General features: G+C 56.8%; 19 protein-coding genes. 5 read left to right on the plus strand and 14 right to left on the minus strand.

The genetic code is table 11. The features are described from left to right. Window positions 1-34: 34 nt before the first annotated feature. Window positions 35-1,444 carry an MFS transporter gene (locus C5L39_RS00740; RefSeq protein WP_123046980.1) on the plus strand — a complete coding sequence of 470 codons (1,410 nt, stop codon included), beginning with the start codon at window positions 35-37 and terminating at the stop codon, window positions 1,442-1,444. 71 nt (window positions 1,445-1,515) lie between these two features. Here C5L39_RS00740 and C5L39_RS00745 read toward each other — a convergent pair whose 3' ends face one another. The 7 genes from C5L39_RS00745 to C5L39_RS00775 all read right to left on the minus strand — a co-directional run bounded on the left by C5L39_RS00745 (window position 1,516) and on the right by C5L39_RS00775 (window position 10,886). Next, a complete protein-coding gene (locus C5L39_RS00745; protein WP_123046981.1) occupies window positions 1,516-3,234 on the minus strand; it encodes a hypothetical protein in 1,719 nt (572 codons plus the stop codon). A 324-nt stretch (window positions 3,235-3,558) separates the two neighbouring features. Continuing rightward, a complete protein-coding gene (gene clpB / locus C5L39_RS00750; RefSeq protein ID WP_123046982.1) occupies window positions 3,559-6,117 on the minus strand; it encodes an ATP-dependent chaperone ClpB in 2,559 nt (852 codons plus the stop codon). Window positions 6,118-6,311: 194 nt separating this feature from the next. After that, entirely contained in the window at window positions 6,312-7,661 is a 1,350-nt protein-coding gene (locus tag C5L39_RS00755) for a sodium/glutamate symporter (protein ID WP_123046983.1), read from the minus strand. Between the two features lie 162 nt (window positions 7,662-7,823). Beyond that, window positions 7,824-8,771 (minus strand): ABC transporter substrate-binding protein, encoded by a 948-nt coding sequence (locus C5L39_RS00760; protein WP_123046984.1) that lies wholly within the window; start codon window positions 8,769-8,771, stop codon window positions 7,824-7,826. Continuing rightward, on the minus strand, window positions 8,768-9,442 hold the full coding sequence (locus C5L39_RS00765; RefSeq protein ID WP_123046985.1) for an ABC transporter permease: 675 nt from the start codon (window positions 9,440-9,442) through the stop codon (window positions 8,768-8,770). Before C5L39_RS00765 ends, C5L39_RS00760 begins: the two co-directional genes overlap by 4 nt. After that, window positions 9,439-10,083 (minus strand): ABC transporter permease, encoded by a 645-nt coding sequence (locus C5L39_RS00770; protein ID WP_123046986.1) that lies wholly within the window; start codon window positions 10,081-10,083, stop codon window positions 9,439-9,441. Before C5L39_RS00770 ends, C5L39_RS00765 begins: the two co-directional genes overlap by 4 nt. Continuing rightward, window positions 10,080-10,886 carry an ABC transporter ATP-binding protein gene (locus tag C5L39_RS00775; RefSeq protein WP_123046987.1) on the minus strand — a complete coding sequence of 269 codons (807 nt, stop codon included), beginning with the start codon at window positions 10,884-10,886 and terminating at the stop codon, window positions 10,080-10,082. The genes C5L39_RS00770 and C5L39_RS00775 overlap by 4 nt, the downstream gene beginning before the upstream one ends. Before the next feature lie 114 nt (window positions 10,887-11,000). Here C5L39_RS00775 and C5L39_RS00780 point away from each other — a divergent pair, with 114 nt between their 5' ends. Continuing rightward, the gene (locus C5L39_RS00780) at window positions 11,001-12,167 is read left to right on the plus strand and encodes an FAD-binding oxidoreductase (protein ID WP_165857937.1); all 1,167 of its coding nucleotides are present in this window, start codon (window positions 11,001-11,003) and stop codon (window positions 12,165-12,167) included. Here the strand turns inward: C5L39_RS00780 and C5L39_RS00785 are convergent. Beyond that, a complete protein-coding gene (locus C5L39_RS00785) occupies window positions 12,162-12,965 on the minus strand; it encodes a carbon-nitrogen hydrolase family protein (protein WP_123046989.1) in 804 nt (267 codons plus the stop codon). The genes C5L39_RS00780 and C5L39_RS00785 overlap by 6 nt on opposite strands. Before the next feature lie 91 nt (window positions 12,966-13,056). On the opposite strand from C5L39_RS00785, the gene C5L39_RS00790 reads away from it, so the two are divergent. Together C5L39_RS00790 and C5L39_RS00795 are read left to right on the plus strand one after the other, a co-directional pair. Next, window positions 13,057-13,320 (plus strand): hypothetical protein, encoded by a 264-nt coding sequence (locus C5L39_RS00790; protein WP_126268713.1) that lies wholly within the window; start codon window positions 13,057-13,059, stop codon window positions 13,318-13,320. Beyond that, window positions 13,320-14,516 (plus strand): alpha/beta hydrolase, encoded by a 1,197-nt coding sequence (locus C5L39_RS00795; RefSeq protein ID WP_123046991.1) that lies wholly within the window; start codon window positions 13,320-13,322, stop codon window positions 14,514-14,516. Before C5L39_RS00790 ends, C5L39_RS00795 begins: the two co-directional genes overlap by 1 nt. Window positions 14,517-14,527: 11 nt before the next feature. Here C5L39_RS00795 and exaC read toward each other — a convergent pair whose 3' ends face one another. The 6 genes from exaC to C5L39_RS00825 form a co-directional block, all read right to left on the minus strand. Continuing rightward, a complete protein-coding gene (gene exaC, locus C5L39_RS00800) occupies window positions 14,528-16,048 on the minus strand; it encodes an acetaldehyde dehydrogenase ExaC (protein ID WP_123046992.1) in 1,521 nt (506 codons plus the stop codon). A 235-nt stretch (window positions 16,049-16,283) separates the two neighbouring features. After that, on the minus strand, window positions 16,284-16,700 hold the full coding sequence (locus tag C5L39_RS00805; RefSeq protein ID WP_123046993.1) for a heat shock protein transcriptional repressor HspR: 417 nt from the start codon (window positions 16,698-16,700) through the stop codon (window positions 16,284-16,286). A 29-nt stretch (window positions 16,701-16,729) separates the two neighbouring features. Continuing rightward, window positions 16,730-17,917 carry a molecular chaperone DnaJ gene (gene dnaJ / locus C5L39_RS00810; protein ID WP_123046994.1) on the minus strand — a complete coding sequence of 396 codons (1,188 nt, stop codon included), beginning with the start codon at window positions 17,915-17,917 and terminating at the stop codon, window positions 16,730-16,732. 147 nt (window positions 17,918-18,064) lie between these two features. Then, the gene (grpE, locus tag C5L39_RS00815) at window positions 18,065-18,751 is read right to left on the minus strand and encodes a nucleotide exchange factor GrpE (RefSeq protein WP_123046995.1); all 687 of its coding nucleotides are present in this window, start codon (window positions 18,749-18,751) and stop codon (window positions 18,065-18,067) included. Then, complete coding sequence (gene dnaK, locus C5L39_RS00820; protein ID WP_123046996.1) at window positions 18,748-20,601, minus strand: molecular chaperone DnaK; 1,854 nt, start codon at window positions 20,599-20,601, stop codon at window positions 18,748-18,750. Before dnaK ends, grpE begins: the two co-directional genes overlap by 4 nt. 173 nt (window positions 20,602-20,774) lie before the next feature. Further along, the gene (locus tag C5L39_RS00825; RefSeq protein WP_123046997.1) at window positions 20,775-21,992 is read right to left on the minus strand and encodes a DUF4272 domain-containing protein; all 1,218 of its coding nucleotides are present in this window, start codon (window positions 21,990-21,992) and stop codon (window positions 20,775-20,777) included. Window positions 21,993-22,271: 279 nt separating this feature from the next. Between C5L39_RS00825 and C5L39_RS00830 the strand changes: the two genes are divergently transcribed. Next, the gene (locus C5L39_RS00830; RefSeq protein WP_123046998.1) at window positions 22,272-25,748 is read left to right on the plus strand and encodes a proline dehydrogenase family protein; all 3,477 of its coding nucleotides are present in this window, start codon (window positions 22,272-22,274) and stop codon (window positions 25,746-25,748) included. Window positions 25,749-25,771: the final 23 nt, after the last annotated feature.

A 25,771-nucleotide genomic window follows, 5' to 3' on the forward strand; every position in this document is an offset into this window, starting at 1 on the left:
ACCACCGATCAATCAGCTCAGGTAGGCTCCCTCCGTGAACAACTTCCGTCACATATTGGCTAATACGCTGGTAGCCAATGTGACTACTAGCTATCTCTGGTTTGCACTGACCTTCTGGGTCTATTTGGAGACCGGAAATGTCGGACTAGCTGGCGTACTCAACGGTCTCTATATGGGACTGATCGCCGTCGGGTCAATCTTTTTCGGCTCGATCGTTGACCACAATCTCAAAAAGAATGTCATGCTATTCGCCGCAACCTGCACCTTGGTTTGCTTTGGCTTGGCTGCCATGGTTTGGGTCATCTGGGTCACCGAAGATGACGTCTCTGCGACGAACCCGGCGTTGATAGTCTTTTCTGCCTTGGTTCTCATCGGTGCCGTCGTCGAACACATGCGCAATATTGCGCTGTCGACCACAGTGACACTGCTGATCCCGGAAAATGAACGCGACAAAGCCAATGGCTGGGTCGGCACCATCCAGGGCGCTTCCTTTTTCGCCACCTCAATTCTCGCTGGCGTCTCCATCGGATACATAGGCATGGAAGCAACGATGTGGATTGCACTGGGACTGACGTTGGTCACCTTGGTGCATCTAATTCCCATCAAGATCCCGGAAAGTCGGATCATTACTTCCGAGGAGACGACCTTGCCAGCAACCGGAACAGACACTGTCTCCTCTGCGCCTTCTGTACCCTCAGCACCCTCAGCGCCGGTGAGCTCTGGGATAGATCTACACGGCTCCTTCCGCATCATCGCCCTCGTTCCCGGATTACTGGCACTGATCCTGTTCACCAGTTTCAATAACTTCATCGGCGGTGCTTATACCGCTTTGATGGACCCCTATGGGTTGGAGCTATTTTCACCCCAAGTGTGGGGTTTGGTGCTCGGGGTAACCAGCTTGGGCTTTATCATCGGCGGCGCCCTCGTTGGCAAGTTTGGGCTAGGAGCGAACCCAGTGCGCACGCTTTTGCTGGTCAATGTCGGAATGGCCACCCTCGGTATGGTCTTTGGCCTGCGCGAATGGTGGTGGCTCTACGCTGGTGGAATCTTCCTGTTCATGCTCACTATCCCCGCTGCAGAAGCCGCCGAGCAGACCATCCTGCAAAGAGTGGTTCCCTACCGCCAACAGGGCAGAGTCTTCGGACTGGCTATGTCGGTAGAACTGGCAGCCAATCCGCTGTCCACCATCATCATTGCGGTTGTGGCCCAGGCTTATGTCATTCCGTGGATGGCCACCGACTCAGGACAGCAGTGGTTTGGCTGGTTGCTCGGCGAAGGTGACACTCGTGGAATGGCCCTGATGTTCGCCATCTCCGGATTGATTCTGCTGATCGTGGTCATCCTGGCCTTTTTCTCTAAGCCCTATCGCCAGCTCAGCGAGTATTACGCCTCCACCAGTCAAGATATTGCCGGGCATCAAGCGAACTCGCTCGCTACTGATTGATACGCAATTCTGCCGAGGCGGCTGAATTATCTATTCCGCTGATAGCGATCCTGCGAATCAGCTAAGCCGAATCAAACCGACGCCGGTTCTTCTGCGGAGTCGGTCTCCCCAGCTTCTTGAGTATCGATACCTTCGATTTCACGTTGCTTTTCTTCGATGCTGGATTCACCGCTGCAAATCAACTCAGCGAGCCTATCGACCTGTGCTTCATCAGCGACCTCAGGGAACATCCAATTAATGTCACGCCGCTCAGTGGTGATGGTGATGGTCGGGCGAGCGTTCTTCTCTTGATCGCTGGGCGGTCGAACAAATTTAATATCGTCTAACAAGAGCTCACTCTGATATAGCCCCTCACGGAGAAACTCACGTGGGTCTGCGGTGATGATTCGTTGGTTGGTCACCGCAACGAACTTGCCGGCAGCCAACTTCTCGCTCGCCGTACCCATTATACCTGGAGAAAGTGCCTTCCACGACCCATCAACACGCTTGTTAAGCATCGGCAAGAAGGCCGATGAACGCTTAGAATAAGGAAAGGCAACCGTACGAAGAACTTCTTCGTCTTCCATGAACCATCGCAGGATATTCAGATAAGGATCTAGGCCAAGGCCTTCAGGAACACAAGCACCATCAGAAACACCTGACATCGGAACCGGATAATGAAAGCTATTTGCGACCGGTTCAATGGCATCAAGTAACTGTTGACAAGTCAGCTTCACTGCCTTATTTCCTCTACGATTATTCGTCAGGGATAGCGTGGCTCGACCAGGAAGCTCTGCGATAATTCTTAGCTCGCGCACTAAGTCTTTTGTGATGCGCTTGATTTTCTCAAGGTCACTTTGAATCTCATCCGGCATAGTTAGCCCAATGCGTTCAAACAGCTGAGCTTCTTTTTCGTCTTCAGCACTCAAACTCCGCGCTCGTAGCGATTTGAGCATTTGATACTCGGCATAGGCTTTCAAAGAATGAAGCAATGCATAAACATCGAAGGACATAGCCTCGGCATTAGACTCAAGATATTGACGGAGCGGGCGTCCATCTAATTTCCCAAGTTCCTGGCTATAATCTGCGACATTTTTTCGGTAGAGCTTCAATTGCTTCCGCAAAGATGGGCCGCTTGCGGCGATTGAATCCCACGATGACTCAGGAATCGATTCAAGTCCTCGGGTGTGGTCGACTGCTTCACTCACAGATTCAACTAATGCTTCAAGTTCAGACCACTGCTCATTTCGGATTATCTTCAGAGTCTGGGTAGTCAGCGCGATATTCGTACGAGTAAGGCTCGCAAGCTCACTGATTTGCAGCTGCAATCCAATCATGGCGATAGTAGGAGCAACTGAGGCAACAGCATCTTTTGCAGACATCGCAACGGGAATAAAGCGTGCCTGACCAACTATTTTTCCGTTGTTAAGAATCGCACCAAGGTTCGCACCATCCTTCACCGCAAGCGCTCCACCGCTATTAAGTAGTGACAGAGAGGCATCGCTGATCCGATAGAACCCTTGCACACCTGAGACCCCCTCGGCAACGCTTCCTGCCGCGGCGCTAATGTTGCTGATTGATCCAAGGAGCGTAGACAACTGCTGCCGGTCAAAACCTGGGAGACTATCTAGTTTGAGGAGTTCCATCTTTTCTGGAACCTCTCCGAAAACAACAGCAATGTCGCGAGAAAATTCTACCAGAGTAGTAGCTGCTGAGACCTCAAGCTCTGCGTCCTCCTGTGCAACTGAACGCTCTACCTCTTGCGACTCTTGCTGGCTATCATTGTCAGCGCCCGCTGGTGAATCATTCATCCTCGACCGTCGCCTCTCAGGAGATTTTAGTAGTAAATACCGCTGAAGTATAAAACTATAGTAGTGCGACCCAACACAGCTCTATCTGTGATGCCCTTCGCGGGCATTGCTCGACGCAGCAAGGGCAGCGCTAACAGCTGTGCTGTCGCTGATTGTTCAGCGGGCACGACCTCCCATAGATCCCGAGAAGCTTCCTCGCATCTAATAATCAGGCTGCACTTTCTCATGCGAAGACGCCGCCCTCATCTCCGAGAACTCGGGACAAGGACGGCGGCGTCGTTAATCTGAGGCCACGCTAGAGCTCAAGCTGGAGCCAGATGGAGATTAGCCCCGGTTGACGACCAAGCCTTCTCCGTCTTCGGCAAGGTCGACGGCAACTAGGTCGCCATCCCGGATCTCTCCGGCCAACAGGGCCTTGGCCAAACGATCACCAATGGCCTGCTGAATCAGCCTACGCAACGGACGAGCACCATAGGCCGGATCATAGCCACGCTCGCCGAGCCATACCTTCGCTGCCTCAGACACATCCAGCGTCAGTCGACGCCCCGCGAGACGATGTGCCAACTGGTCAATCTGGATGCTCACAATATGCGTCAGCTGCTCCTGTGACAACGGATCAAAGATCACCACGTCATCGAGCCGGTTAATGAACTCCGGCTTAAATGCACGCTTGACCGCTTCCATCATCTGCTCCCGAGTGCCACCGGCACCCAGGTTAGAGGTGAGGATGAGGATCGTATTGCGGAAGTCCACGGTACGACCCTGACCATCGGTCAGACGGCCTTCGTCGAGCACCTGCAGCAGAACATCGAAGACATCCTGGTGGGCCTTTTCTACCTCGTCGAACAGCACGACGGTGTAGGGGCGGCGTCGAACTGCCTCGGTGAGCTGGCCACCGGCGTCATAGCCGACGTATCCCGGAGGGGCACCGACCAAGCGAGCAACGGAGTGCTTCTCACCGTATTCGGACATGTCGATGCGCACCATGGCACGTTCATCGTCGAAGAGGAACTCTGCCAGCGCCTTGGCCAGCTCGGTTTTACCCACACCCGTAGGCCCTAGGAAGAGGAAGGAACCGGTCGGACGATTGGGATCGGCGACTCCCGCCCGCGAACGACGAGTGGCATCGGAGACAGCTTGCACAGCCTCCAGCTGACCTACGACTCGGCTGCCGAGCACCTCCTCCATAGCCAAGAGCTTCTCCGTCTCGCCTTGAAGCATCTTGCCCGCTGGAATGCCGGTCCACGCGGCCACTACCTCAGCGATAGTGTCCGGGGTGACTTCCTCGGAGAGCATCGCATTATTGGCGCCTTCTGCTAACTCTGCTTGAGACTGAGCAACCTCCTTTTCTAGTTCTGGGATCCGGCCATATCGCAGTTCAGCAACCCGACCATAGTCACCGTCGCGTTCGGCGATCTCCGATTCTTGGCGGAGCTTTTCCAGTTCTTCCTTGGCGTTTCGCACCTTATCGATGGCCGTTTTCTCATTGGTCCACCGTGCAGTGAGTTCACCGAGCTTCTCGCGCTCATCAGCTAGTTCCGAGCGCAGTTTCTCTAGCCGATCCTTCGATGCGGCATCAGATTCGTTGGCCAGGGCGACTTCTTCGATCTCTAGACGACGCACGATTCGCTCACGCTCGTCGATCTCTTGCGGCGAGGAATCGATCTCCATCCGCAGCCTGGAAGCAGCTTCATCAACCAAGTCAATGGCCTTATCTGGCAAGAATCGGCTGGTGATATAGCGATCCGAGAGGGTCGCCGCCGCGACTAGCGCAGAGTCTTGAATACGCACGCCGTGGTGGACTTCATAGCGTTCTTTGAGCCCACGGAGAATACCCACGGCATCTTCCACGCTTGGTTCACCGACGAAGACCTGCTGGAATCGACGCTCCAGGGCAGCGTCCTTTTCGATGTACTTGCGGTACTCATTGAGCGTGGTGGCACCAACCAACCGCAGTTCACCACGAGCCAGCATCGGCTTGATCATGTTGCCAGCGTCCATGGCGGATTCACCGGATGCACCGGCACCAACAATGGTGTGTAGCTCATCGATGAAGGTGACAATCTGCCCATTGGAGTTTTTAATCTCATCCAAAACTGCCTTGAGCCGCTCCTCGAACTCACCGCGGAACTTCGCACCCGCAACCATCGAACCTAGATCCAGGGAGATCAGCGTCTTTCCCCGCAGCGATTCTGGGACGTCTCCAGCGATAATGCGCCGTGCCAGTCCCTCAACGATGGCGGTCTTGCCCACGCCAGGTTCACCGATCAAGACCGGGTTGTTCTTGGTCCTTCGGCTCAGTACCTGGACTACTCGACGGATCTCCGAATCGCGGCCAATGACTGGGTCAATCTTGCCCTCACGGGCAAGCTTGGTCAGGTCGGTGGAGTACTTCTCCAATGCTTGGAACTGTCCCTCTGGGTCCTCGCTGGTCACTTTGGAGGCACCACGAACCGAGGGAAATACTCCCTTGATCGCGTCATAAGTAGCACCGCGGCTAGTCAACAGCGCGGCAGCATCGGAGGAACCACGGGCGATTGCAGCCAATAGCACCTCAGTGGAGACGTATTCATCGCCGAGTTCGCCAGCGAGCTCTTGGGCTGCGGTGAGCACGTTGAGTCCATCGCGGTTGAACGTGGGATTAGCCAGGTTGGCGCCGTCTACCTTTGGGTATCCGGCAACCAGTGCACGGGCTTCCCGCAGAACCGTCTCTGGATCAACGCCAGTGGCCTTCAGTACTGGGGCAGCGATGCCGTCTTCTTGCTCCAAGATGGCAGCCAATAGATGGGCCGGGCGAATATCAGGATTGCCATCTGCGGAAGCCTGCTGCAGGGCATTCTGCAGGGCCTCTTGAGTCTTGGTGGTGGGATTGAACGAGCTCATTGCACGTTTCCTTTCTCTATATCCGTTTGTCTACTACTAGTAGTAACGCTTTAAGAGTTGAGTCTGTTCCACTCAAGGGGGATTTTCTTTGAGTCTCTCACGCTCAAGTTTAGGCCTTTCCCGCACATGACGACGCCCCCGCGGCCGCAGACTAGGCAGACGGCGTGCACGGGGGCGTCGAGAAGCTACAGAAGTCAATTATCAGCCTTGGCCGCAGTCCTAGCCTGTTGCCCCGGCGTCCAGCCAAGAGCGATCGGGGCGATGATCACTACCAACGCAATCAGCAGAGAAATCCATCCCAACCCCGCAGTAAGTCCAGCAATCACCGCGATGGGAGCCAGAATGGTCATACCGATCTCGAAAGGAGCGAACCCAACGTAGGCGACACCGTATTCATTGAGCGTGCCGGATTTGAGTTTTGGATCGACGATCTTAAGCAGCGCGATACCGGTAGCAACCGCTGCGGTCGCCCAGCCCCACGAGAAGATGCCCCGCTCCAGCCACTGCTCTCCGAAAAATTCTGGGGAGAGCACGAAAAAGATAAACAAACAGTAGACAATGCCCAAGACAAAGAGCACCACCAGAGGAATCCAGTAGTCGGCGATGGCTGCCGGAATAATAGAGGCCACGCCGAATGCGATGAGATAGTCAGTAGCCGCACCCGATAGCGAGTTAACTGTCTTTTTATCCAGATATTCTCGGCGACCCACCAGGCTAAGAAAAAGCCTGCCTAGCAGCCCCACTACGAACGACATCGCGAACAATGGGATCGAGGTATTCGGAAAAATACCTGTAATTACCTCGTTAATCAGGTAGGCAAGCATGACCGTCACCACGATAAATCCCAGGTGCAAAGTCAACGGCTCAATGGCAGAAGGATTAGTAGTGGCCCTACCAATCGAAGGACGTTGCTCTAAGTCCTCGATATATCCGGAACGCAGCTCCCAGGGCAGTTTCTTGGGCATGGTGGAGCTTCGCTCGGTACGAATTCCCCAGCTGGCAAAGATGAGACCACCGACAATCGCGGAGAGAGTACCCACCGTCGCCGCAGTAAAGCCCAAGGAACTCGCCGCCACTGCACCAGTTGCCTCGAGCGATGTACCCACCGCTGCGGCAGTGCCGAAACCTCCGATGAAGCCGACCGGAAGCATCATTCCGAACCAATCATCGGTGCCGAAAACCGGCGCGAATAGATACACACCCAGCAGAATGAATAGTCCCCACTGGCCCATAAACATGCCGGTCGAGAAAGCCCACATGTTCCTGGCTCCAGTACGCACCGAAGAAGATAGATCCATCGAATACGCCATGGAAGCGAACACAAAAGCAATCAACAGGGAGGTATAGGTTCCTATTTGGTCAGAAAAGCCGATCCAACCCAGCACCTCCGGCCCGAATATCAGTCCGAGTAATCCTGCTGTGATCGAGGCCGGCAGTAATAGGCGCTGAAAGAAGCCGACCTTGCGTCGCAGAACGTTGCCGATGACTAACAGCAACGAAATCCAACCGACGTCGATAAGCAGGCTGTAGGGGGTGTAGTCCATGACGACATTCACTTCCTTCCGGGATACAAGGACCAGCAAACCTTGGTTAACAGCTGCGTACAGCTAGTAACATCTTTGCGGCTAAGAAGGTCACGATATCGAACCCGACCCCGAAAAACCTATCTACAGCTCATCGTGGAAGTAGTGACCGGAATAGACAGGTTAAAGCTGGTCGACGAAGTCTCTCGCGATGACGGTCGGCTCCGCCTTTTCTTCACCGACGTTGCGCAGGTTCATCGCCACTAGAGAATCAGTAGTCAGCGATTCACTAGCTTCGTTAACGGCATCCAATGCCTCCTGCGGCACCGCATCTGCACGCAGTAGTGGAAGGACATTCTGCGGCAGGATCAGCTGCTCCGGATCATCGAGCGTGACCAGATCAATCTCGTTGCCAGCCGAATCCAACAGCGGCGAGGTGGTGTAAATATTGGCCACTTCAGCCGCACCTTCGAGCAAGGTAGCGATCGTCAGCGGGCCGCCGCCATCAGAGATCGGAACTACGGTGACCTTCTCGGAATCCACTCCGTAGATATCCGTCAAACCTTGGGGCCCATAGGGCCGTTCCGCCAGCTCCGGGTTGCCCGCGATACGAACCTGCTCCACGTTGTTCAAGTCGCCTAAGGAAGCAAGCTGATACTGATCGGCCAACTCACGAGTCACCCGGTAGGAATCTTGCGACTGCCCCTCAGCCAGATTTCCAACGCTTAGATCCTCGGGCAAAGACTGCTCTAGAGCAGCATAAACATCATCAGCACTTGAGCCTGCTCCGAGCTCAGTTCCACCGGAATCCGCGAGATAGTACTGAGCGAGATTGCCACTATATTCAGGTACGAGATCGACGCTTCCCTCTTCAAGGGCGCGAAGGTAGACCTCCCGAGAACCAATGCCAGAGGTGACCTCGACGTCGAAGCCAGCATCGGTCAACGCAGCGGCCCACACTTGGCCGATGATCTCGGACTCTGGGAAATTCGCAGTACCGATGACGATCGTCTCATCATCACCTGCCGCTGAATCCCCGCCACTAATGGGGTCTTCCGAAGCGCAGGCGGACAAAGTCAGAGCAAAAACTGTCGTGGCCGCGATGGCGGCGTGACGTAGGCGGATCCTCATGAGGTACTCCCTCGGGGTCGAAGTTGACGTTGCAAGCCAGCCAGGGCCAGATCCACCACCAGCGCGAGTGCGGTAACTAACAAAGCTCCCGCGAGCATCTGCGGATAATCTTGCAGCGCCAGCCCGTCAATGAGATAGCGGCCCAAGCCTGACAACCCAATGTAGGCGACCACAGTGGCTGTTGCTAGCACCTGAACCACACAAGATCGCAGACCACCAACCATGGTGGAAGCAGCTAAGGGCAATTCCACCTCTAGGAGAATTTGTCGTTCGCTGTAGCCTGCGGCACGTGCGGAATCAGTCACGGATTGGGGTACCGATACTATTCCGGAGACAAAACCCGCCAACAGTGGTGGCACCGCCAAAATAACCAACACGATGGTCGCTGGAATCAGCGGAAGCCGGACTCCGAAGCTCAACTCCACCGTCAACCAGGTCAGCAGCCCTAGAGAGGGCAAAGCACGCAGGGCTCCAGCAGTGGCAATGACACTATCGGCAGCTTTTCGAGTGTGGCCCACCCATAATCCTAAGGGCAAAGCAATCAGTAGTGCCGCGCCCACTGCTAGGCAGGTGTAGAGCAGGTGGTCTTGGATGCGCTGAGCAATACCTCCCGCTCCAGACCAATTTGCGGGATCGGCAAGGAACTCCCAGGCTAAGGCGAATTGATTCATCCTCGGCTCCTTGACCACGGCATCAGCAGGCGTCCGGCGGCTACTAGGAGCAAGTCCAATGCCACTGCCAACAGCACCGTCCCGAGCAATCCCGCCATGATCTGAGTGGGAAAGGAGCGTTGAAAGCCCTCGGTAAATAGCGTGCCCAGCGAAGAAACACCGATCAGCGCACCAACCGAGACCAGGCTGATGGTCGAGGCTGAGACCACTCGGATTCCAGAGAGCAGGCCAGGCCCGGCAAGGGGCAGTTCCACTGAGAGCACTCGCTTCCAGGCCGGGTAACCAGTAGCTACGGCAGCCTGTCGAACATCTTCCGGCACCGTATCGAAGGCATCAGCTGCGGATCTCACCTGCAGTGCCAACCCGTAAAGGGTCATCGCGACTATGACATTGAGCGGAGAGAGAATCGAGGTGCCCAGAATAAGCGGCATGACCACAAAAAGCGCCAGTGAAGGAATGACATAGAGCATCCCAGCAGCCACCACCAGGATTTCTCGGGTCGGGCGATGATAATGAGCAAGCCATCCGATCGGCAAAGCTAGAAAGAACGACGCCACGATCGCTGGCCATGAGAGCACAAAGTGCGCCCAGGCCAGCTCACCAAGACGATCGGCATTATCGATAATCCAGTCCCACCTCATTCGAGAACCCCACGAACCCGACCATGTCGATCCACCAGCAGCTGTTTTCCACCATGCTGGCGTATTTGAAGGCTGTGTGACTCCGCCCCGATAAAGTCTCGGACCCGCTCATTGGCAGGGTCAGTAACAAATTGTTCGGCGGTCCCGGATTGTTCAATTTTTCCTGAGCCACCCAGTAGAACGATCTGATCGCCGAGCAAGAATGCCTCGTCGATGTCATGGGTGACCATGAGAATGGTCTTGGGGTCTCGGTCCTGCAGTGTCAGGATCTCTTCTTGTAACCCGCGACGAACCACTGGGTCCACTGCGCCGAACGGCTCATCCATCAGAATAATGTCGGGGTCTGCGACCAAACCACGAGCAACTCCGACTCGTTGTGCTTGTCCGCCGGAGAGCTCTCCCGGATAGCGCGGAGCAAGTTCAGGCTCGAGGCCGACCAATTCCATCATCTCTGCGGCGCGCTCGCGGGCATCCTTCTTGTTAGCTCCATTGAGCCTGGCCACTACCGCAATATTGTCGGTCACTGTCCGGTGTGGCAATAGACCAGAGTGTTGCATCACGTAGCCAATAGATCGGCGTAGTTCCACTGGGTCGGTGTCTGCGACATCGTGGCCTCGGACCAGGATTTTTCCTGAATCTGGCTCAATCATCCGATTGACCATCCGCAACAAAGTGGTCTTCCCGCAACCGGAAGGACCAACGAACACCGTGGTAGAACCCTGTTCCACGCGATGATTAAAGCTCTCAATAGCCGGTGTTGTCGACCCTGAGTATGTCTTGACCACGTGCTCAAACTCGATCATGCCAACGCCTCCCGGCCATCCTATTTTCCGTAGCAGCCCAGTTTAGGCATATCTAGCGTCTGGTTCGAGAGTTCTCTAGAACACCGGCGCCCCTACGCGGGCATGATAGAAGTCATGGATTCGCTCACCCTCGCCGATACCGGCGCTTTCCTGCGTGAACATGGCCCAGATTTCCGGGACGTGGTCCAGCAACGTCTATATCAAGATGTTCTCGAATCTCGCCAAGTGTTCCCTATCGCGCTCAGACATACGCACTTAGAGCTTGCCGACGCCCTGGCCTGGGTCCTTGAGCGCACCTCTTGTTCTGGGAAGATACCGAAAAGTGTGCTCCAGCGTTTGCAACAACTGGGCCAGGACCATCGCCGTCATGGTTTTCCAGCGGAGATTTACCCAGCTTTTTCTACCGCACTTCAGCATGGCTTAGCCGTACTCGGCGCCCCGCACTCGAACGCTGCCGGAGTAGCGATAGACACCATCTGTGGTGTGATGGCACAAGCCGCCACCACCGCTGATCTCAACGGCATCGTTTCGGCCTATTCCGCCGAGGTCTTGGGCGTACAAAGACGCAGTAGGCGGATTAGCGTGGTGCTGCTGGAATCTGGACTACCGGTGGATTATCAGCCAGGTCAACATCTGCCAGTGACCACTTCTTACCTGCCCGGGGTGTGGAGAATGCTCTCCCCCGCCCTGCCCAGTAATGATTTCGGACAAATGGAATTCCATATCCAAGCGGTGGAGGGAAGCGATATCGCCCAGCTGATGGCCACGCCCAAACCTGGTGACTATTGGACGTTCGGATCAGCGCGCGGAAATCTCAGTGTCAGTGGCGAAAGAGACATCCTGATGATCGCGCATGGCACTGGTCTAGCTCCTCTTCGGGCAATCTTGTTCGACATGCTCCATTGGCAGCATCGCCCACGGGTGCACTTATTCGTGGCTGCTGAGTATCCCGGGGAGCTCTACGACCTCATGGGACTATGGAATCTGGCCGCGGTGAGTACTTGGCTATCGGTAATCCCCGTGGTTGAACATGAGCAGGATGCCTGGTGGGTCGGCGCTACTGAAACTTCCCATGCCCCCCAAGGCTTACATCTGCAGGTGTCCGGGCACGTCGGTGAGGTGGTGGCTTCTTATGGCGCATGGGCCGATAGAGAAATCCTAGTCGTTGGTGAACCTCGTGGAGTGCAAGCAACGGTGGCATCACTCATCGCTGGGGGCACCCCCGCTGCCCATATCCAATCGGAAGCGTGGGAGAACACGGACGATTGGCCTAGGTCATAACACTGGAAGCGACTTCCGGGCTCGGGCTACCTGTTCTAGGTCCAGATCATAAATGACAATCTCTGGACCAAAGCCGGCTTCCACTTCTCGACGTCCCGTCGGGCCGATGACGCAGGAGTGCCCAATGCCAGTTGGTCCCGAGGCCTGCCCCGCCGATGACGCTCCCCCTGGCCGAGCCTGTCCAGCAGCCAGAATCCACACCGTGGAATCCAAACCACGGGCGGCGGTGAGAATGCGCCACTGATCGAGCTTTCCCGGCCCATCCATCCAGCTAGTGGGCAGCGCAATCACTTCAGCTCCCCGGCGCGCTAACTCGCGAAATTGTTCGGGGAAGCGAATGTCATAACAAGTGGCTACCCCGACGGTTGATCCCTCGACCTCAAAGGTAACCAAGTCCTTGCCTGGCTTGACGGTATCGGATTCGCGGTAATTATAGGCGTCGAAAGTATGAATCTTGTCGTAGCCTAAGTGCTGATCAGGGCAGGTAATCAGCGCGGTGTTATGCACCCGCTGAATGGTCTTTCCCTGGCGATCAATGGTGTCAGCTGGTCGAAACATCCCGGCTACCACGGTTACATTGAGGGCCCGCGCGGTGTCCTGCAGACCAGTGGCGAATGCGCCGTCAAGCTCTTGGGCCTGGGTGTCTAGCCGGCCAGAGTCGAAGGCTTGACTGGTGGCCTCTGGCAGCACAATCAGCTTCGCGCCCTGGCTTGCTGCTTGTTTGATCTTTGATTGGGCTAGCGCAAGATTAGCGACGATATCGTCGCTGGACTGTAATTGCACGATTCCGATTCTCATGGCCACCACGATATGTGGATGCCCATGAGTTATCCACAGTTTGGCCAGGAACCCAGTTGGTATGGTGCTGGCTTTGTCGGAGACTATCGCCATGAACAATCTGCAGCTAACCCAGACCTCATCTGATCTCATCGCGTCGCTACAGAGCCTGAACGTAGTTGAACCCGCATTAGCTCACTTGGCACCGACTTCATTGACTGCGGCTGCTCTAGCCAGAGCCAATCTGTTCTGGCGTCATCAACACCGGCAATCAATGCAGTCTGTGACTGCTCATTTGAGCCAGGTGCAACGCTTCGCGGAGCATATCCAGGAGATTGATCTGGATGTCCACCGGCGGTTAGAGAGCAACTCCTGATGCCGGGGGCTTCCGCTTTGGATGGTCTCGATGCCACCTCCCTGCGTGCTGCCGCTGTGGTACTCAACGATGGCGCTATAGACCTATGGCACCAGCAACTCTGGCTGGGCCAGTCCTGGGATGAATTGGCTGATTCCGGGTTTAGCGGCACAGGTGCGGAGGCCGCAGTAGAACATCTACACCTGCTCACTGAGCCACTCGGGATACCGCCAGAGCACATGGAACGGGTGTCGCATATTTTCACCATAGCGGCAGAATTACAAGAGAACTTGGACTTTTCAGCAGCTCAGGCAGTCGCGATAGCCGATCGTTTCATAGAAGTGACACCCCTGGTGACTCTACTCCTAAGAGATCTACAAGGATTAGGACGGCTGCTGGATTGGACCTGCGCTCGCGAAATCGATCTGCTGTGCACCCCGGCATCGCAGAATCCACTACGCAGGTTAGGCGATGTCGATACGTTGTCGGTCGAGGCAATCAATCAGCTCAATCTGCTGGACGCGGATCCTTCGATTACCCAATTGGCCGCCGACAATCCTGATCTCTATCTCCTAGAGACGGCGAAAGGTCAGTTGGTAGCCGCGGTTGGCAACCCTGATACTGCCGATTCAGTGGTCACGGTTGTTGCTGGTGTGGGATCGAGTGATCCTAGTTCTTGGCCCACTCAAATTGATCGGGTTCGCACGGTAGCTGCCGCCACAGGAGGTGCGGCGGTGCTGTGGCTGGGATACCAGGCCCCAGCACAATTGCCGCAGGCGATCAGCTCTCATGCCGCGCGACAGGCGGGGCAAGACTTGCGAGTTTTCCAACAACAATTGGCTCAGCGTCAGCCAGATCAACGCCGAATCCTGGTCGGCTATAGCTATGGATCTGTGGTCGCTGGCGCAGCTGCCGCAGGTGGCACTGGGCTGAGCACGGATGACTTAGTGTTGGTCGGCAGCCCAGGGGTTGGGGTCGATCACGCCTCACAGCTTCGCCTTAATGGCACCAATCCGCAGGTATCTGCGGTAGTCAATCCAGGTGATCCCATTGCTTTGGCCGCCACCAAGATGGGTGGGGTACACGGAATAGACCCGGCATCCCCAGGTTTTGGGGCGCGGGTCTGGTCCGGAAACCCCCAAGGAGATCACTCGAGCTATTGGGAGGATCCCCTCTTTCTCGAACAGCTAGCGAAGCTATCCGAGCGAGGGCGGTAGCTGGAAGCAGATCAGAAGAAGCCTGCGCGCTCCTCAGCGTAGGAGACCAAGAGGTTCTTGGTCTGCTGGTAGTGAGCCAGCATCATCAGGTGGTTCTCGCGGCCGATACCGGATTCCTTGTAGCCGCCGAAGGCCGCATGGGCTGGGTAGGCATGGTACTGGTTAACCCACACGCGGCCGGCATGGATGTCTCGACCAGCGCGGTAGCCGGTGTTGGCATGACGGGACCAGACTCCAGCACCGAGGCCGTAATTGGTGTCATTTGCGGTCTTGATGGCCTCGTCGTAGTCCTTGAAAGTCGCGACAGAGAGGACGGGGCCAAAGATCTCTTCTTGGAAGATTCTCATGGTGTTGTCGCCCTTGAACACGGTCGGCTCGATGTAATAGCCGTTTTCCAAGCCTTCGACGGAGTTGATCTGGCCGCCGGTGAGTGTCTGCGCACCCTCCTTCGGTCCGATCTCCAGGTAGGAAGAGATCTTGTCCATCTGCTCCATGGATGCCTGCGCGCCCATCATGGTTTCGGTATCGAGCGGGTTTCCGATCTTGATCTTCTTGACCCGCTCAACGCCGAGTTCGAGGAATTCATCGGCGATGGACTCATGGACGAGTGCGCGTGAGGGACAGGTACAGACCTCGCCTTGGTTGAGTGCGAACATGGCGAAGCCTTCCACGCATTTATCTAGGAAGGCATCATCAGCGTCCATGATGTCGGGGAAGAAGATCGAGGGCGATTTTCCGCCCAGTTCGAGTGTGACCGGGATGATCTTGTCGGCAGCGGCCTTGTTGATCAGTTTGCCCACTGCGGTAGATCCGGTGAAGGCGATCTTGGAGATCCGGTCCGAGCCGGACAAGGCTATGCCTGCTTCTTCCCCCAGCCCATTGACGATGTTGAGAACGCCGTCTGGGAGGAGATCGCCGATAATCTCCATGAGATAGAGCAAGGAAGCCGGGGTCTGCTCAGCTGGTTTGAGCACAATCGTGTTGCCTGCAGCCAGTGCTGGAGCAATTTTCCAGGTAGCCATGAGAATGGGGAAGTTCCACGGGATGATCTGGCCGACGACCCCGAGTGGCTCATGGAAGTGATACGCCACGGTGTTGTCATCGATCTGGGACAGGCGTCCTTCCTGTGCCCGCAGTGCGCCGGCGAAATAACGGAAGTGGTCAGCCGCCAGGGGAATATCAGCGGCCAGGGTTTCGCGAACAGCCTTTCCGTTTTCCCACGTTTCCGCCACTGCGATTTCTTCGAGGTGCTCTTCGATCCGGTCGCCGATGCGGTGGAGAATCAATGCCCGCTCAGCTGGGGAGGTTTTACCCCAGCCGGGTGCTGCCTTTTCAGCTGCATCCAGTGCCAACTCAACATCAGCTGCGGTACCCCTGGCGACCTGGCAAAAGACCTGGCCGGTAATGGGAGTGATGTTGTCGAGGTATTCGCCTTCAACTGGTGGCACCCATTGGCCGCCGATGTAGTTTTCGTAGCGATCCTTGTAGTTGACGATCGAACCTTCGGTACCAGGATTGGCGTAAATGGTCACGGGGTGAACCCTTTCACTTGCGACTTGGAGGATGGTATGTGAGGTAACACACAAGATACTGTGTCGCGTGCCACATTTGTGAAGATCTCCGCAAGGAAGTTAGCTAAGGGGTGGACTAGCAAGATTTGCATCTTGTTTACCTGCCCAATCGCAGACACAGCAATGCCCGCGCCCCACCCCCATCACAGAGGTCGGGCACGGGCATCAGGTCGAAAACTATCTGCCTACGGCCTTCTTATCGACGCCGTCGTGGACGAGGTTCCCACATCACCACAGCCGTCGAACGGGGAACATGCACCAGTTCACCATGACCATGCCTATTTCGATAGGCCTCAAGTACACGTAGCCGCTCATTTTCTGCATGTGAATGCTCAAGCTCAGCACGCAGCCGCTCATTTTCCTCGGTCAGTTCAATGATTGACTTGATCCCAGCTAAGTTGACGCCTTCGTCCTGGGATAACCGCTGAATCTTGCGCAACAGTGAAATATCCCGGCGCGAATACCGACGCCCACCGCCAGAGGTTCGCGCCGGGATAACTAGGCCGATGCGGTCATAAGTGCGCAACGTTTGTGCGTGCATCCCGGCGAGTTCAGCTGCTACCGAGATAACAAAGACTTCGCCTATGTCATTGCTCGAAGATTTGTCTTTCATTGCACTCACCCTTGATATCCGCATACCTATTAGGCGTTTCCAGCCCAGTCCGAACGGGGGCTGAAACCGGCATCTTTCTCTGCTTGAGCGTAGCTGCGCAAGGCACTGGTAGCTGCGGCATCGAGGTTCTTTGGGACCTTGACTTCCACGGTAACCAGCAGGTCTCCTGCACTATTGCCCCGCTTGGGCACCCCCCGTCCACGCACCCGCAAAGTCCGCCCATTGGGAGTACCAGCAGGCAGCTTCACCTTCACTGGGGCATCGAGGGTGGGGACGGTGATCGTGTCACCGAGCGCTAGCTCCGCAAAAGAGACTGGCACAGTGACCTCAAGGTCATCTCCGGATCGAGCGAAGACCTTATCCGGGCGAACGTGGACGCTGACGAACAAGTCTCCAGAAGGCTTGCCATTGGGGCCAGCCTCACCCTGCCCTGCCAGCCGAACCTTCTGACCGTCAATAACTCCCGCAGGAATCCGCACGGTGATCGATCGCGTCCGATGAGTGGTTCCCGATCCATGACAAGTGGTGCACGGATCAGTGATCACCTGGCCCGTAGAACCGCACTGGGGACACGGAGCCGAGAATCCGAAAGCGCCTTTGTTCTCCGAAGTGAAACCCGTACCGGAGCAAGCTCCACAGGTAGTGGGATTACCAGACTTCGATCCGGAGCCATGGCAGGTATTACAAGGTGCATCCCCGCTTAGCTGAAGGGGAATCGTCGTCCCTTTCGCCGCTTCTTGGAACTCAAGGGTGATTTCCGTTTCGACATCTGCCCCCCGCGTCGGCCTAGCTGAGTGGCGAGAAGCGCCGCCGCGGTTGAAAAGGCCACCGAAGATATCGTCCATACCGCTGTCCGCAGAATATCCTCGCTGTGATCGGGATCCGCGGCCGCCGAAGATGTCGGAGACGTCGAAGTCCTCCGCAGTCTGTCGAAAGCCTCCCGGAAACCCGGCACCGCCGCCGCCGAAGCCACCAGAGCGAAGCATCGTCTTGAGCTCGTCATATTCCTGACGTTTGGCTTCATCGCCGACTACATCATAGGCTTCCGCAGCCTTTTTGAACCGGTCCTCGGCAGCTTTATCCCCAGGGTTGTTATCTGGGTGATTCTCGCGGGCCAGCTTGCGGTAGGCCTTCTTAATCTCTGAATCCGATGCGGATGAGGAGACCCCCAGATCCGCGTAGTAATTCTTGTCTGCCCATTCGCGTTGAACGGTCACTGGGCATCTCCTCCCTTCAGATGAAAACGTAATTTATTGCTTTGCATGGAATTGCTATTGAGTTATTAAAAAGTGGCACCGCCGCCGGAGGGGACGCAGCATAAGCTGTCTCAGAGGCGGCGGTGCGGTAGTGGCTGGAGCCGGTTACTAGGCGTTATCGCCGTGAGTAGCCTGTTCAGCCGGGTCCACGATGATAACCATCGCAGTACGCACAAGCTTGTCGCCAATGCGGTAGCCACGGCGCAAGATGGTTCCCAGCGCCTTGTCTTCACCGTTGGAGAGATCCTGCACGGCTTCGTGAATCTCCGGGTCGAAGGCATCGCCCTCGGCGCCGAAAGACTCAAGACTCATCCCAGATAGAGAATCGGTGAGCTTGTCCGCGAATGCTTTTAGCGGACCTGCTTCCAAATCTCCGTGCTGGGCCGCCAGATCGAGATCATCAAGAACCGGAAGCAACTTGATCAAGACCGAAGACTTAGCCGAGTCAATAATCCCTTGGCGCTCACGCTCGGTACGCCGACGATAATTGGCATACTCCGCGCTGATGCGCTTGAGATCATCGGTTAACTCAGCCAGCTGAGTTTCTACGTCAGCAGTCTCTGACTCCTCTTCCTCAGATGCTCCAGCAACCGCAGAATCGATGTCAGCCAAAGCCTGCTCGATCTCGGCTTCCAGAGCGGGGTCGACCGGAGCCTGCCCCGCATCCTCGGGAACCCCACCCTGGGCCGAAGCAGCCTCCTCGGCTGCGGCCTCGGCGCGATCAGGCGAGGTCACCTCCGGGTCAGTGTGCTCAGGTTCGCCCGGGTTATCGGGCATCGGGTTGGGATGGGTCACTTCTTCTCACCGTCCTGGCTCTCTGCGTCATCTTCCACTACCTCAGCGTCAACAACGTTGTCATCGGCAGCTTCTTCACCGGCATCTGCCTGGGTGGCACCGGCATTGGCATCAGCCTCGTAGATGGCCTTGCCCATCTCCTGGGACTCGGTAGACAGCTTCTCCACGCCAGCCTTGATAGCTTCCAGGTCATCGCCCTTGAGCGCTTCTTCGACCTCAGTGGCAGCTTCTTCAACCTTGGCCTTGATGTCCTCGGAGACCTTGTCGGTGTTTTCCTCCATGAACTTACGGGTCTGGTAGACCATCGACTCCGCGTTGTTGCGGGTCTCCTGCTCCTCGCGACGCTGCTTGTCCTCGTCGGCGTGAGCCTCAGCGTCCTTGACCATCCGGTCGATCTCTTCCTGGGAGAGGCCGGAGCCTTCCTGGATCTTGATCGTGTTTTCCTTGCCGGTGCCCTTGTCCTTAGCGGTGACATGCACGATGCCGTTGGCGTCAATATCGAAGGTGACCTCGATCTGCGGGACGCCACGCGGTGCCGGTGCAATGCCGCCGAGTTCGAAAGAACCGAGCAGCTTATTGGCGGTCGCGATCTCACGCTCACCCTGGAAAACCTGAATTTGGACGGAGGGCTGGCTGTCCTCGGCCGTGGTGAAGGTCTCGGAGCGCTTGGTCGGGATGGTGGTGTTGCGCTCAATGAGCTTGGTCATCACTCCACCCTTGGTCTCAATGCCCAAAGACAGCGGAGTGACGTCGAGCAGCAGCACGTCCTTGACCTCGCCGCGCAAAACGCCAGCCTGCAGGGCAGCGCCCACAGCGACGACCTCATCCGGGTTGACGCCCTTGTTCGGCTCGCGACCACCGGTGAGCTCCTTGACCAGATCGGTCACGGAAGGCATACGGGTGGAACCGCCGACCAAAACAACGTGGTCGATCTCGCTGACCGACATTCCGGAGTCGCGGATGACCTGGTTGAAAGGCTCCTTGGTCCGGTCGAGCAGGTCCTGCGAGATGCGCTGGAACTCAGTGCGCGAGAGGGTCTCGTCCAGGAAGAGCGGGTTCTTCTCGGCGTCAACAGTGATGTAGGGCAGGTTGATGGTGGCCTGCTGAGAAGAAGACAGTTCAATCTTGGCCTTCTCCGCAGCCTCACGTAGACGCTGCAGAGCCATCTTGTCCTTGGTCAGGTCAATGCCATTGGTGGCCTTGAACTTCTCTGCCAGCCAATTAACGATGCGCTGATCCCAGTCATCGCCGCCCAGTCGGTTGTCACCGGCAGTGGCCCGGACTTCGACGACGCCGTCGCCAATTTCCAGCAGGGAGACGTCGAAGGTTCCGCCACCGAGGTCGAATACCAGGATGGTCTGCTCTTCCTTGCCCTTTTCCAAGCCATAAGCCAACGCTGCTGCAGTGGGCTCGTTGACAATACGAAGAACATTGAGACCGGCAACCTGGCCAGCTTCCTTAGTTGCCTGGCGCTGTGCGTCCTCGAAGTAGGCCGGAACGGTAATAACTGCGTCGGTAACGTCCTCGCCCAAGTAAGCTTCAGCATCGCGCTTGAGCTTCATCAGGGTACGGGCGGAAATCTCCTGCGAGGTGTACTGCTTGTCATCGATATCGATGGACCAGTCGGTGCCGATATGGCGCTTGACGGAGCGGATAGTGCGGTCGACGTTAGTCACCGCCTGGTTCTTTGCGGACTGGCCGACCAAGACCTCACCATTCTTAGCGAAAGCAACGATGGACGGGGTGGTCCGGGCGCCTTCCGAGTTGGCGATAACGACGGGCTCGCCGCCCTCCAGAACAGAGACCACCGAGTTGGTGGTTCCCAGGTCAATTCCTACTGCACGTCCCATGATTCATTTCCTCCTGTTGTACGGGTCTTTAGTTAAGTTGACTGAAGTGGACTCAACTTCTGGAACCTACTGTACCAGTTCCCTTGAGTGTGCCCCACTCAATCTGACACTCTTCATAACGAGCTGCAACCCAAACTTGTTCCCACTTGACTCAATTTTTCTTTTCTTGCAGGTCATAGCAGTCGTTCCGCTTGTCCCCACACGCTATTTGGAGAGCACAACCAGGACAGCGCCCGCGTCCAGGCACGCGCGATCGTCGGCAAGTTCCCCTCCGCCCAGTCGGGACGCTGTCGCCACAGCCGGTCGCCAGCCTCGATCGTGTGGTGAAGCACATGAGCCAGATCGAAGGCTTCGATAATCACCGCAGGTTCTCTCAAGACTTGCTCTTGCAACAGCAGCACCGCACAGCCGTCATTGACAATGCACCTCGGCAGCGCCTCCAGATCCCCCACCTTCCACATTTCTGCATCAAAGTCCCACGCCCGGAGTCGGGAGGGGGCCACCTCAACCTGCCCGAGCACCCAAGCAAGTACCTCGACGGCGAAAGACTCCGCATGAAAAGTAGCCGCCTCAGCAATCAGCGCAGGCGACGGCACAGGCGACGGCGCAACTATTCCAGACCCGGAGACCGAAATTCGCCATGCCTTCCACACATCATCAAGGAAGCTCCGCTCCCGCGGATTCAACGAATGCTCCACCAGCTCAAGCTCTGGGCCCCATTGCTCGACGGGGGGAAAATTTCCTTGAGTGATAAATCCAGCAGAAGCAGCAACGAGGGACAGAGCGCACAATCGATAGCTGACCTCGACTGGATCACGCAAGATCAGTTCAGCGTCCCCAACAACGACAGGCAGTTCTTCATTGAGCTCATAGCCGGCCTGACGCAGGCTACGCAGATTCCGCAACCGACGGTTCCTCGCTTCTGGATGAACAGGGACTTTTACTTCGCGACCAGGTGCCAGGAGGCTCTCCCCATCAAGGTTTCGAAAAGGGCCATTACCAATCCGAAACACACAGTTAAGTTCCTCTGCCCAATCCGCGAATTCTCCCAGCTGACGTGCAGAATAAGACTCTTCGCGCCGGAAACGATAGACCACCACTGCCCGAGATATCAGCCTGGCCAAAGGATGACTACGGGTCACCGAAGCATCATTGATTTTCAGTCCAGCTTCCGCAAGATCCTGCAATGCAAGGATGCGCAGGTCCGCAATCTCGGCGGGCTCGTAGATCGCCTCCTCCCACGCCGTGACCGAAGCTCCGACGGGCGAGACTATTGGCACGGTCGAAAACACGAGGACGTCCATGTCCCCTATCAGACCAGAACTTGGTTCCGATGCAAGACGACACAGGAAGAACGTGGCAGAAGCAGCGAACCTCGCAAAGGCAACCATCTTCAGACTCCTCACAAAAACCCTGTTCAAAACGTCCTATCGGCCATATACTGGCCGAACAGAGGTGCCCGGCAATCTTTAAGCACCCTGACAAGATCGCGTCGGTTTCACCCGCGCACCCAGGCCGGGTGAAAGACGTGAACGACCACATATGACAAGGGCGGTGCGTTTCATGAATCAGCAGTTTGCACGCACCAGGCGCAACGGCGACAGACCTCCCGTAGTCAGCTGAGGCTCCACCCCAAGCCCAGCCCTGCCACCCATAGAAAGACATGCGCCATGACTACCTCTACTCCCGGCCCCGTAAATTCCGACTTGGTCTCCCCTAACTCTGATCTCGATGCGATTCTCGACGCAGCCGTCGAACGCGCCAATTCATGGTTGGACGAGCCAGAGAGCCCTGAAGGAAAACGAAAAGCCAAAAAGGCCAGCAACTCCGCAACGGAGCAGCTCGCCGCCCTCGTTCAGGATCCGGACGGGGTGAAATTCACCATGCAGTTCGTGGACCGAGTCGCCCGTCCGGAAGATGACAAAACTGCTGCCGAGGCCCTATCAAAACTGCCCAATGGTCCGGAGTTTCTCGGCTCCCTGAATAACTCAGCCCTCCGTCTCGGCGGAATCATCGGCAAGGTCCTACCCGGAATAGTCATGCCGGTGGCCCGTGCCCGTCTACGCCAATTGGTCGGCCACTTGGTCCTCGATGCTGATGGCAAGGCGCTCAATCGCCTGCTGGATACCTCCGCAAAACAAGGAACCCAGCTCAACCTCAACCTCCTCGGAGAGGCTGTCTTAGGCCATGAAGAAGCCGCGCATCGCCGCGAACGAACCTTGGCGCTGGTCAGAAATCCTCAAGTCACTTATATCTCGGTGAAAGCATCGAGCCTGTGCGCTCAGCTCAACCCTTGGGATCTGGAGGGAAATCTCTCCCGACTCAAAGATCAGCTGCGTCCGATCTATCAGGCCGCTGCGAAACGCGATCCTCGAGTATTCGTCAACTTGGACATGGAGGAGTACAAAGACCTCCATCTGACCATCCGCCTGTTCACCGAGCTGCTCGATGAGCCAGAGTTCCATGATCTTCAGGCTGGCATCGTGCTGCAGGCCTACCTGCCCGATAGCCTCGCAGCCTTGCAACAGTTGGCAGAATACGCCGCTGAACGAGTGGCTGATGGTGGGGCACCGATCAAGATTCGCTTGGTCAAGGGCGCCAACCTCTCAATGGAAAAGGTCGAGTCTGAGGTCCACGGCTGGCAGCAGGCCCCCTACGCCACCAAGGCAGAGGTAGACGCCAACTACTTGCGTCTTCTGGACTGGATTTTGCAGCCCGAGCACGCAGATCACGTTCGCATCGGTGTAGCTAGCCACAACCTTTTCACCGTCGCTATCGCCTGGGAGCTGGCTGTCCGCCGCGGAGTCGAAGCCCAAATTGATGCCGAGATGCTTCAGGGCATGGCCCCGGACCAGTCTCAAAAAGTCCATGATGCAATCGGCCGCATCATCCTTTACACCCCGGTCGTCCACGCTGAAGACTTCGATGTCGCGGTGAGCTATTTGGTCCGCCGTCTAGAGGAAAACGCCGCCGAGCAGAACTTCCTCTATGCGCTGTTCGCCCCCGAAATCGAGGGCCCCGACCTATCTCCAATGGAAAAGCAAGAGGCCGCCGCCAGGAAGGCCGCCGCTGAGCGTTGGAGCACCTTCGCAGGCACCCGACGTACCCAGGACCGTACGGATGAGACTGGCCGGCAGGCCCCTCGCACGGGACGTTTCGTCAACGAACCTGATACCGATCCGGCGCTGCCGATCAACCGTGAGTGGGCACTGGATGCGATCTCCGATGACCCCGCTCCGGTCGCTTCTCCCGAGATCTCCGATCTCGCGCTTGTCGACGCCGCGGTTGGCACCGCCCGCTCTCTCGCCCCCGAGTGGGCGTCGAAAAGCGGCGCCGACCGCGCTGCTGTTCTCGATACCGCGGCAGATCGACTGGCTGATGCCCGCGGCAAACTCGTGACCGTTATGGCCACGGAAGCGCGGAAGACGGTCGACCAATCTGATCCTGAGATCTCCGAGGCGATCGACTTTGCCACCTATTATGCTGAGTCCGCCCGGGCACTCGATAGTGCGCGTTCGGTGTTTACTCCGCACACTCTGACGGTAATTGCTCCGCCTTGGAATTTCCCCGTAGCTATCCCCGCGGGTGGCATACTCTCCGCACTCGCTGCTGGATCGGCTGTCATCATCAAACCGGCCCCGCAGGTGGTGGCCTGCGCTGAGGTGATGGTTGAGGCCATCCACCTAGCTCTAGATGAACACGGCATCGACCGTGACCTCGTTCAGCTGCTGCGCACCGATGAAGCAGAAGCCGGACAGCGGCTGATTGCGCATGAGGATGTTGACCATGTCATTCTTACCGGCGCTACCGAGACCGCAACTCTGTTTAGCTCTTGGCGCCCAGAGATGAAGCTCTCTGCTGAGACTTCCGGAAAAAACGCGATCATCGTTACTCCCGCTGCAGACCCGGATCTAGCCATAGCCGATGTCTACCACTCCGCTTTCGGCCACTCCGGACAGAAATGCTCGGCTGCTTCCCTGCTGATCTTCGTCGGCGCGGCTGGCGAATCACGCCGGATGCGCGACCAACTCCTCGATGCGGTCTCCACCTTGTTAGTAGGCCCTGGCACCGACATCTCTACGACCATGAACGGGCTGATTGAAGCTCCCGGAGAAAAGCTACTCCGTGGCCTCACTAAGCTGGATAAAGGCGAAACCTGGTTGCTCAAGCCCCGCCAGCTCGACGAAGAAGGCCGATTCTGGAGCCCCGGAATCCGCGATAACGTCAAGCCGGGTTCGTGGTTCCACAAGAATGAGTGCTTTGGCCCAGTACTGGGAATCATGCACGCCGATACCCTCGAGCAGGCCGTAGAGTGGCAGAATTCCACCGGGTTTGGACTGACCGGCGGCCTGCATTCCCTCGATGACGATGAGATCACCTGGTGGTCCGAGAACGTCGAGGTCGGTAACGCCTACATCAACCGCGGAATCACCGGTGCTATCGTCCAACGTCAGTCCTTTGGTGGTTGGAAGAACTCCGTCATTGGTGCCGGTGCCAAAGCCGGTGGACCAAACTACGTAGCTCAGCAAGGCACGTGGTCAGAAGGATTACTCGAGCACAAGCAGGTCCAACTGAGCACGGATGCCGCCGGGTTGCTGCGCGATTGGGCCGATAAAGTCGATGCTGCCGACCTCACGTGGCTATATGCTGCCGCCGAGCTCGACGAGCTGGCATGGTCAGAAGAATTCGGTATTGAGCACGACCTCACTGCACTGCGTTCTGAAGCAAATATCTTCCGCTATAAGCCATTGCTTGAGCCGCTGCGAGTTCGTGTCCAGGATGATTTCCGTCTCCGCGAGATTCTGCGAATGCAGCTGGCGGCACTACGGACCGGGACGCCAATAGATATCTCCGGTTCTGGCGAAGTAGTATCTAAGTTGGCACAGGCTGGCATCGCTGCCCGTCAGATCAGCGACGAAGGCTTCGCCACCGAGATCGCCAAAGCCGAGGGCACACGAATTCGAACCATTGGTGGGGTCTCCCCCTCGTTGTGGAAGGCGGCTGCAAAATCGCACTCGGTCATCCTCCATCAACCGGTAATCGCTGATGGCAGGCGAGAGCTCTTGCCGCTGTTGCTTGAGCAAGCTCTCACGATCACGATGCACCGATTCGGTGTTTTGGGCACCACCGGCATCCGCAAACACTGACACCTTGATGGCTGTCTGGAAGA

Origin of the sequence: Corynebacterium alimapuense, from assembly GCF_003716585.1 — a bacterium.
GTDB classification, from domain to species: domain Bacteria; phylum Actinomycetota; class Actinomycetes; order Mycobacteriales; family Mycobacteriaceae; genus Corynebacterium; species Corynebacterium alimapuense.